This is a genomic window from Campylobacter sp. BCW_6889 (assembly GCF_001762535.1).
Classification (GTDB): Bacteria; Campylobacterota; Campylobacteria; order Campylobacterales; family Campylobacteraceae; genus Campylobacter_D; species Campylobacter_D jejuni.
In genome coordinates this window covers 1-8,213 of the sequence record NZ_MJWZ01000034.1, presented here as the reverse complement: position 1 = coordinate 8,213, position 8,213 = coordinate 1, and the positions used below count along the sequence as shown (strand labels likewise).

Sequence of the window (8,213 nt, the reverse complement as noted above, 5' to 3'; positions counted from 1 at the left end):
CCTACATTTAAGGTATTGCTTAATCCTACTATGGTATCTTTAGATAAGCCTACATTAGTTAAGTATTCTCCTCCTACATTGACATTTTTAGCTAAGTCTATGGTTTGAGTATGAACCTTTTTAATCCTTTCATTATAAATTCCATCCACTATAGAATCTTTATCATTTAAGATTCTTTGAGTGAAATTATGCTGGACTAATTCATCATAATCCTTTTGGGCTTTTAAATAAATTTGTTCTTTATCTTTTATATTTGAGAGGGTAAGTTCAATGGCTTTTTTGCATAATTTAAATCTTTAGTCATTTTAACACTAAATGCGTTATTCCTTGTGTTGTTTTAAAAGCAGGTTTATTAAAATAAGCAAATAAGATTAATTGATATTTTTCATTTATATTATAAAGTATATTCCTATCATTTTGTGAAAGCATAGAAGTATTAAAGGCTATATCATTTCCTTGAAGATTTTCTAAAATCTTAATTTTAGATTGATTGCATTCTAATTCCTCTTCTTTTTTTACACAATATGCCCATTTAATTGTCTCATCGAAGAAAAATTTCTCCTCATTATTTAAGCAGGCTCTAATAAAAATAGTTTCATTGTAAGGGATTTTATCAGTAGTATTTTGCTGTTCTTTGTCTTTATAAGCTTGCATACCTGTGATATATAAATTCTTTCTTGAATTTTTGATTTGTTTTTCATATCCATTTATCTCGGCATCTAAATGAAGATTTTCTCCAAAATCTTGCATGCTTACTTTATTTGTAAAAGTATAGCTTCCACCTTTCTTATCTGCAGAACTTAAAGAGACTATTGCTACATTTCCAATTTTGTGCATTTGACTTGTGCTAAAGCCTTCTAAGGTTTTTGTAGCTATAATACATTTTGTAGCTCTTTTAAAAAAAGAAGAGTTTTCATCTAAAATTAAATCAATCTTAAAACTACTCTTATAAATGCCTTCTTGATACTCTAATTTTAAACTTTCATAAATCCTTCTATTCTCACAATTATGAAGAAATATTTTAGTGATGGTTTCATAATTGTTTCCATTTTTATCTAAAATCTTAAGATTATTAAGTGTTAATTCAAAATTTCCCCCTCTATGTAATAAAATCTCTTCGCTACTATATCTTTCTAGTTTTAAATAGATTTTTAGCATCTTTGAAGCTTTATCTTGTAAAATTTTAAATTGATTTTCTTTAGCAAAACTGTATAATTCTATAGCATTTTCTTCATTGCTAGTAAGAGCAACTTTTAAAATCCCATCGTTTTTATTAATAAAATATGATATATTGTTTTTTACTGTTTTAAAGTATATTTCATTTTCTTTTTTTAAAATAAGTTCTTCTTGGGTGCTACAAGAAAAAGCTTGTGGATTAATTGCTTGTTGTTCTTCTTGTGTTGGATCATATTTTAAATACATTAGCTCACATTGATCTTCTATCAATTTAGTGCAATCTATTTTTGCTTTTGCTCCTATAAGTAGGGTAATAAAAGTATTTTTAGGTTGTTTTATTTGTATAATAGATGGAGTAGGATTTGGATAGAGGATAAGAATATTATGGGGTGTATTTGCTTCTAGTTTTTCAAACTTTTGTCTTAAAGTTTTATTAAGCAAGGTAACATTATCCAATTTATTAGCACCTAAATTCTCACAATAATTAGCAATACAATAAATATTATCTAAGCTAAAATTTTTTTGAGTGAGGGTGTTTAGGTAATCTAAATGAGGCTTAAGGGTTGCAACAATATCATTTATGGGCTTTTTGGTAAGTTGTGAAATTGGTTTAAGTTTTTGAATTTTTTTTAAATCGATAATATAATCTTGATAAGGTATAAAATCTAAATCGTTTTCATACCAAAGTGCTAAATTATATAGTGTATCTTGTTTATGAACTTGTTTGGAGCTTGTTCTATTTGTATTGATTTTATGTATTCTATATTTAATTATTTCCCTTTTGATATTTAAGTAAGAAAACACATCAAAAATAAGACTTATTTTATTAATATTTGGATTAGATAGATAAATATCGGCTTCATCGCAAGCCCTAATAAGAAATGGAATAAAGTTTTTTGGGTTAGTTTTGTATCGTATTAAAAACCACAATAGGAATCTCGAATTTTTGATAATAGAATCTCGAATATTATCTTTGATATTATTAAATCTGCCATGATAATGTAAAGAAACCAAGGAAGCTTTTTCTTGACTATATTCCAACAAGTTATCGCCAATATATTGTGATATATACTTTTTATATGAATCAAAGGTTCTTTCCAAAATTTCTTGGGCTTGTTCTTGCGTAAGCGAAAAATTAAACACTTTATTTTGTAAATAACCTTTTGCTATCTTTGGGTCTGTAAAACCTGCCTTATTGGCTCTATATTTCTCTATAATTTCATAAAAAGTTAATTCTTCATCTCCTATTTTAAGTTTTTTAGAATCATCTGGTAAATACCCTTCTAAAAGTAACTTTGGATTATTTCCTGTCTTTAAATCAAGTCCATATCCAATAGTTACATTGCCTGCAATATGTATAGCATTTTCTTGTTTATAATTTGAATTTTCAAAAGCAATAAGAAGCTTTGCACATTCTTTTTTATAATCATTTTCATTTAATTTTTTAACATCATAAAGCATTATTGCATTTCCTTTTTATAGATATCTCCCCACTCAAATATCGTTTGGTTGCCACACATTGTGCTACAAAAATAATCGGGTGAATTAAATACTTTCTCATCTCTTATAAATACAATACCCTGTTGATTTTTCCTAATATAAATTTTACAATTTGCAAAATCCTTATCATCATTTAAAGCTATAGCTTCTTGTTGAGATTTTATCTGTAATTTCAAAGTTATATCGCATTCGTGCATATCATTAAATTCACTTTTATTTAGGATAGCCTCATATCTAGCTTCACAAATATTAAACTTATCACACTTTTTTATTGTAAAGCTCCCCATATAAAGATTTTCTTGTAATGTATAAGTCCCAAGCCACACATTGCCCGTGTGTGCTGTGTAATTTTGCAATTCTCCAACTCTATTTTGCAAAAGCTCTTTTACACATTCTTTAGATTTGCATTGATTTAGGGTTTGAAGCCATAATCGTTGCGATGTTAAAAGCTTATTTTGCTCATTTTTGTTTAGATTCTGTCTTAGTTCTTTATATGTCTTTGCCATATATCTATCAAGTTTTTGCAACTCCCCACTTTCATCATTACAAATCATCTTTTCAACCTTACTTTTTGCTTTAGCACAATCAAAGCTAGGTTTAGCTTCTTCTGGAGATTGAGCATTAGCACTAATGCTTAACATTAAACACAGTCCTAAAACTATTAAAAACTTTTGCATAAGAACTCCTCCTTTAAATAGAAATTAATTTTATTTATTTGTAAGCTTTTAAATTCCTCATAGCTTAAATTTGTTGTCTTAATTGGCATTTAGTTTCCTAATAATTTATTAAGTTTTTTATCTTTTGTAAAAGCTTGATAGAGCTTCTCATAGTATATTTTATATTTTTCTACCGCTTCATCAAATAAATCTGCATTTGCTTCATTAATCCGAACATCTACAAGAAAGTAATTCCACTGCATAATATTGTAAGCCATAAAATCTATAACAATGCTTTGAGTAGTGTTTTCAAAAAAATTGTTAAATAGATTATAATTGGATAAAAACCCTACGTTCATATCGTAGGTTCCATTAGAGTTTTCAATTGGGACAACAAAATCTTTCACTCTTTCATTAAAGCCCCATCTTTCTCTATTAACTCCACTATCTATCATTTTAAAAGCTAAAGTAGCAATCGCTTCTAAATAAATTTGTTTTATGCAATAATTAGACTGACGGTCTTCTTGTTTTTTTGTCTCAAATGGTGCAACAAAATAGCATTGAAATATATTTCTATTACTCATAACAGAGTGATTAAAATATTTCAGTTTTTCTCTTGTTTTTTGCCCCTCTTTTGTATCTTTAGGGATACTCTTTAGTATTGAAAAATAGAGTTTAGAATACAATCTATCAAGTTTTTGTAACTCCCCACTTTTATCATTACAAATCATCTTTTCTACTTTTGTACTTGCTTTAGCACAATCAAAACTAGGTTTGGCTTCTTTTGGGGATTGTGCATTAGCACTAATGGCTAACATTAAACACAATCCTAAAACTATTAAAAACTTTTGCATAAGAACTCCTTTAATTTACTCTGTATTTTTTGTCGCTTCAAACATAATAACTACTCCTCTAGCACAATATCTAAAAATATAGAGCTATATAAAAAGAAATCTAAGCCAAGATTGAAGTGTTTGGGTATCATAATTTGTTTGAAAAAATATTAACATCCATGCAATAGCAACGCACAGGCTACTATGAATACAAAGAGAGAAAATACTCATTGGGATAATCCATAATGAAAATTCGTTTAGAGCTAGATTTGAATGTGATTGCATAAAAAATTTTCTTAAAAAATATACCAAAGGTAAAGAAATACCACAGATATACATTATTAATAACTCCCATTCACAAGTAATGCAGATAATCAAAAATAATAAATAATATGAAAAAAGCCAAGCAATCCAAAAACTTTTTGAACATACAAACCCACAAAAGCTTTGAAATCTTATCAAAAATACTATACATACATAAGATATACCACCAAGAATCAATACAGGCAATGTAAAGACATATGCTAAAAACCCAAATCCATCAGTCATTATCTCGCCTCACTTTTTACTATAATCCTCAATAGATTCTTTGTATCCAAATTATTTGGAATCTTAATATTTTTAAAACCTTTGCTTGCAACTATAAAATCACAACCAAGATTGAAATGTTTCTGTGTTTGTTGGATTTGTATTTGTTGGTAGTCGTGGTTTTGATATATAAGTTTTTGCATTATGGTTTGTCCTTGCCTATCATAGATAAGATTCTATATAGAATCTTAGTAAAAAATGACTTATGATTTTTATAGAGGATATAGCTAAGGAGTAGTGCAATTATACTGGGAAAAACCACAACAAGAACATAAAAAGTTATAGTGCGAATCGCCTCATTTCTCTCATCGATTTTAAGATAATATCTATCACACCATGAGCTGATATAATATCCAATAGCATACATCATTACAAAAGAAAGGATAAGTAGTCCAATCCCAATAAAAAATGAAACGATATATCTGCCTAGTCTCTTTGTAAATGAAATCTTTTGCATATCAAAATAAGTATAGATAATAGCATAGAGTATAAAGGTAAGATGTATAATTTGCAAGATAATGGGGATTAAAAACATTTGAAAAATTTCAAAAAGGCTGATAATAGTTGTATCGACAAATATTACCCACATAGCTAAGTATAACAACACTGAAGCTCCAATATGTAGAGTAAGATTCACATATTGAGGCTTATATTTATACAATAAAAGCGTCAGACAATAAAGGGGTAGAAAATAGTATGCAATAAGACTAAGCCCATATATAAAAGGCTCATAATCACCACCAGCAAAAAACATCTTACTTCCCCACTATAAAAGCAGTATCTTGCATTTGCGTATGACTAAAATCCATATCCAAAAATGTAGAGCTATATAAAAAGAAATCTAAGCCTAGATTAAAATACTGTTTTGTTTTTAGAAAGTCTGAATTATATAAGGGAAATAAGAATGATTTTGGTGAGGTATATTTAAAATGAAATTTTGTATTTCGGTATTGCATTATCGAATTATATAAATCAAATCCTACCTTCTCATAATCCCATGCCCCAATAGGCTGATCGCTACCATTATTATTAAAATTCACAGTATCAATGATAAAAGCACGCACCTTTTTGCACGCAGCATATAAAGAATGGTAATTATAGAATCTTGTAACTCTCGTGATTTGTATAAGGCTTGGTATATATAAGATATTAAAAGCCCCTGCGATAGAGTATAGAGCAAAATTCTGCTTGTATTTTGGGTTAGAGTGGAATTTATCTAAAACTTCTTTTTCATGTTGTATGGAGTTTTGCAATGAAAATGCATCAAATTTACTTAAGCCTAAATGCGGTAAAAACACATCATTTTTTATATCAAACCTTTGAAAATATAAACTATTATCGATAATATCTGATGGTTTTTGTAAGTCTTTTATAGCTTTATGAGTTTCTGGGAGTGTTTCCTCTTTTTTATATAGCTTAAAGACTTCTGCATTCTTCGTCTTATTCTCTTTCATTGCTTGGATATTGAGTGCCATTGTATATTCTTGTGTGTTTTTAATGTTTTTTATATCTAGTAAAGCATCATTAAGAAAATCTTCGAATTGTTTTTGAAAATCAGATTCTTCTCCAAAAAGCTTTTTGAGATTCATATACTCGCCCTTTAGCTCTTGCATTATAGGAAACTTCATATAAAAACTATCCCAATCTAATTCCGCATAAAATCTTGCTTTATCTCTTGATTTTGTGTTGTCAGTCTTTAATTGTTGCATCTCTACTCTAGGCAATATCTCCTTTACTATTGTTTTCATTGTTTCATTAGGGATAGTATCTATAAAATCTTGTGAAGTAGAGCTTCTAAAGGTTAAATCTTTTAATTCTTTAGCATCACTTGGATTATCATGCCATAATCTTTGACAGATATAGCTTACCCCCCAACCAAGCCTTGAGATTTCATCTTTGTTTGTATGTGCCCTTAGTGTTTCTGCTAGAGTGCAATCAATGGTAATTTGTGGATAATCATTAATTCTTATAAGATAAGAGGCATTATAATTGGGTGTTTCTTTATAAGCAAAGACTAATAGTGTTTTTTGCTCTTGTGTGTCTTTAGGGTTTGGTAGTTGCAAACTAAGATGTTTTCCACAATAAGCTTTGTTGTTTTCTAAATGTCTATAAATGATAGAAGAAGATAATAGGGCTTTATCTTCTTCTTTTTCAATATAAAAACAATCTTTTAAAATTTCTTCATCAAATAAAGAACTTTCCTTTTTGTCATTAGTTAATTGGTTTTTGTTTAACTTATCTAAGGTGTTTTTATCCTGAATAAAAACATAACCCCATTTAATTTGCTCTTCTTTGATTTTTGCATCCTCATAAATAGCTTCAAATTCTACTATATCACCAAAAGTATAGAAATTACGCACTATTTTTTCATTATTTTCTAAGGTAAATTCTTTGGATTTTAGCCTAATAGAGTTTATAGAGCCTTTATCTGCCTTTCTTTCAAATTTTATTTCACACCAATGCCCATACTCATAACTTCTTAATAAAAATCTATGATTATAGATGGGTTTGTTTTTATAAATACTAGATTGGTTTAAAATTAATTCAAAGCTTTGTGCTTCTTTACTAAAAATTTCACTAGCATTTAAATGAGCTTCCCCCATTCTATTGGTTGTAAAAATAGTCTTGATTTCATTTTTATTGCCCTGTGCTATTTCATAAAGCTTAAATTCTTGATTATGCAGAAGAATATTATTAGAACTTAAAAGCCTAATATTTAAACTATTTTTTTGATTAAGTGCTTCCATTACTCTGCCCTAATCTCTCCACCTTTGACCACAAGCCCATTAGAATCTATCACTACTTCAACTCCACCTGCTTTAATAATCACATAATCTCCCTTAGTAACAATTTGAGTATCGCCTACTTGGTGGAGGATTTGATTGCCTGCTTTTACTTCATAATCTGTTTTTGTTTGCGATAATGAATTATCAGATACAAAGGTATTATTTTTATCTGTTTCAAAGCCCATTGAAGCATTGGTGGTGATTAGTAGATTATTTTTGCTTCTTATAGAAGTCTCTTTTTCTGTTTGGATTTTTAATGTTTCTTTTATATTAATATCATAATGCCCCTCAACCACTTCCTTTTTATTCCCCTTCACATTTCTTATCTCATCTTTATGGATAATAGTATTTTGATTAGCACCTATTTCTATATCTTTGTTTTCTCCTACATATTCATGAGAGTTTTTAGCCACTCTTACTTTATTATCTACTCCTACATTTAAGGTATTGCTTAATCCTACTATGGTATCTTTAGATAAGCCTACATTAGTTAAGTATTCTCCTCCTACATTGACATTTTTAGCTAAGTCTATGGTTTGAGTATGAACCTTTTTAATCCTTTCATTATAAATTCCATCCACTATAGAATCTTTATCATTTAAGATTCTTTGAGTGAAATTATGCTGGACTAATTCATCATAATCCTTTTGGGCTTTTAAATAAATTTGTTCTTT

At 28.5% G+C, this 8,213-nt stretch carries 8 protein-coding genes; all 8 read right to left on the bottom strand.

What is annotated here, in order from left to right; genetic code table 11:
• Positions 1 to 272, bottom strand: a 272-nt coding sequence (locus AJ939_RS11345; RefSeq protein WP_410002384.1) for a bacteriophage T4 gp5 trimerisation domain-containing protein, incomplete at its 3' end; no start/stop codon positions are given.
• A 28-nt stretch (positions 273 to 300) separates the two neighbouring features.
• Positions 301 to 2,637 (bottom strand): hypothetical protein, encoded by a 2,337-nt coding sequence (locus tag AJ939_RS11025; RefSeq protein WP_250540838.1) that lies wholly within the window; start codon positions 2,635 to 2,637, stop codon positions 301 to 303.
• Positions 2,637 to 3,353, bottom strand: a complete 717-nt coding sequence (locus AJ939_RS11095; protein ID WP_250535473.1) for a lysozyme inhibitor LprI family protein — start codon at positions 3,351 to 3,353, stop codon at positions 2,637 to 2,639. Before AJ939_RS11095 ends, AJ939_RS11025 begins: the two co-directional genes overlap by 1 nt.
• A gap of 89 nt (positions 3,354 to 3,442) precedes the next feature.
• Positions 3,443 to 4,186, bottom strand: coding sequence for a lysozyme inhibitor LprI family protein (locus AJ939_RS03690; RefSeq protein WP_070232946.1), 744 nt, complete (start codon positions 4,184 to 4,186; stop codon positions 3,443 to 3,445).
• Between the two features lie 84 nt (positions 4,187 to 4,270).
• A complete protein-coding gene (locus AJ939_RS03685) occupies positions 4,271 to 4,714 on the bottom strand; it encodes a hypothetical protein (protein ID WP_002789078.1) in 444 nt (147 codons plus the stop codon).
• A gap of 181 nt (positions 4,715 to 4,895) precedes the next feature.
• Positions 4,896 to 5,342 (bottom strand): hypothetical protein, encoded by a 447-nt coding sequence (locus tag AJ939_RS03675; protein ID WP_169313244.1) that lies wholly within the window; start codon positions 5,340 to 5,342, stop codon positions 4,896 to 4,898.
• A gap of 166 nt (positions 5,343 to 5,508) precedes the next feature.
• The gene (locus AJ939_RS03670) at positions 5,509 to 7,500 is read right to left on the bottom strand and encodes a DUF6402 family protein (RefSeq protein ID WP_070232948.1); all 1,992 of its coding nucleotides are present in this window, start codon (positions 7,498 to 7,500) and stop codon (positions 5,509 to 5,511) included.
• A partial coding sequence (locus AJ939_RS03665; RefSeq protein ID WP_070276089.1) for a bacteriophage T4 gp5 trimerisation domain-containing protein occupies positions 7,500 to 8,213 on the bottom strand: 714 nt, incomplete at its 5' end. The genes AJ939_RS03665 and AJ939_RS03670, both read right to left, overlap by 1 nt.

Excerpts from the sequence above, each read along its gene's own strand:
- AJ939_RS11025 (WP_250540838.1), bottom strand. The coding sequence starts at position 2,637 with ATGCTTTATGATGTTAAAAAATTAAATGAAAATGATTATAAAAAAGAA.
- AJ939_RS03670 (WP_070232948.1), bottom strand. The coding sequence starts at position 7,500 with ATGGAAGCACTTAATCAAAAAAATAGTTTAAATATTAGGCTTTTAAGT.
- AJ939_RS03685 (WP_002789078.1), bottom strand. The coding sequence starts at position 4,714 with ATGACTGATGGATTTGGGTTTTTAGCATATGTCTTTACATTGCCTGTA.
- AJ939_RS11095 (WP_250535473.1), bottom strand. The coding sequence starts at position 3,353 with ATGCAAAAGTTTTTAATAGTTTTAGGACTGTGTTTAATGTTAAGCATT.
- AJ939_RS03690 (WP_070232946.1), bottom strand. The coding sequence starts at position 4,186 with ATGCAAAAGTTTTTAATAGTTTTAGGATTGTGTTTAATGTTAGCCATT.
- AJ939_RS03675 (WP_169313244.1), bottom strand. The coding sequence starts at position 5,342 with ATGTGGGTAATATTTGTCGATACAACTATTATCAGCCTTTTTGAAATT.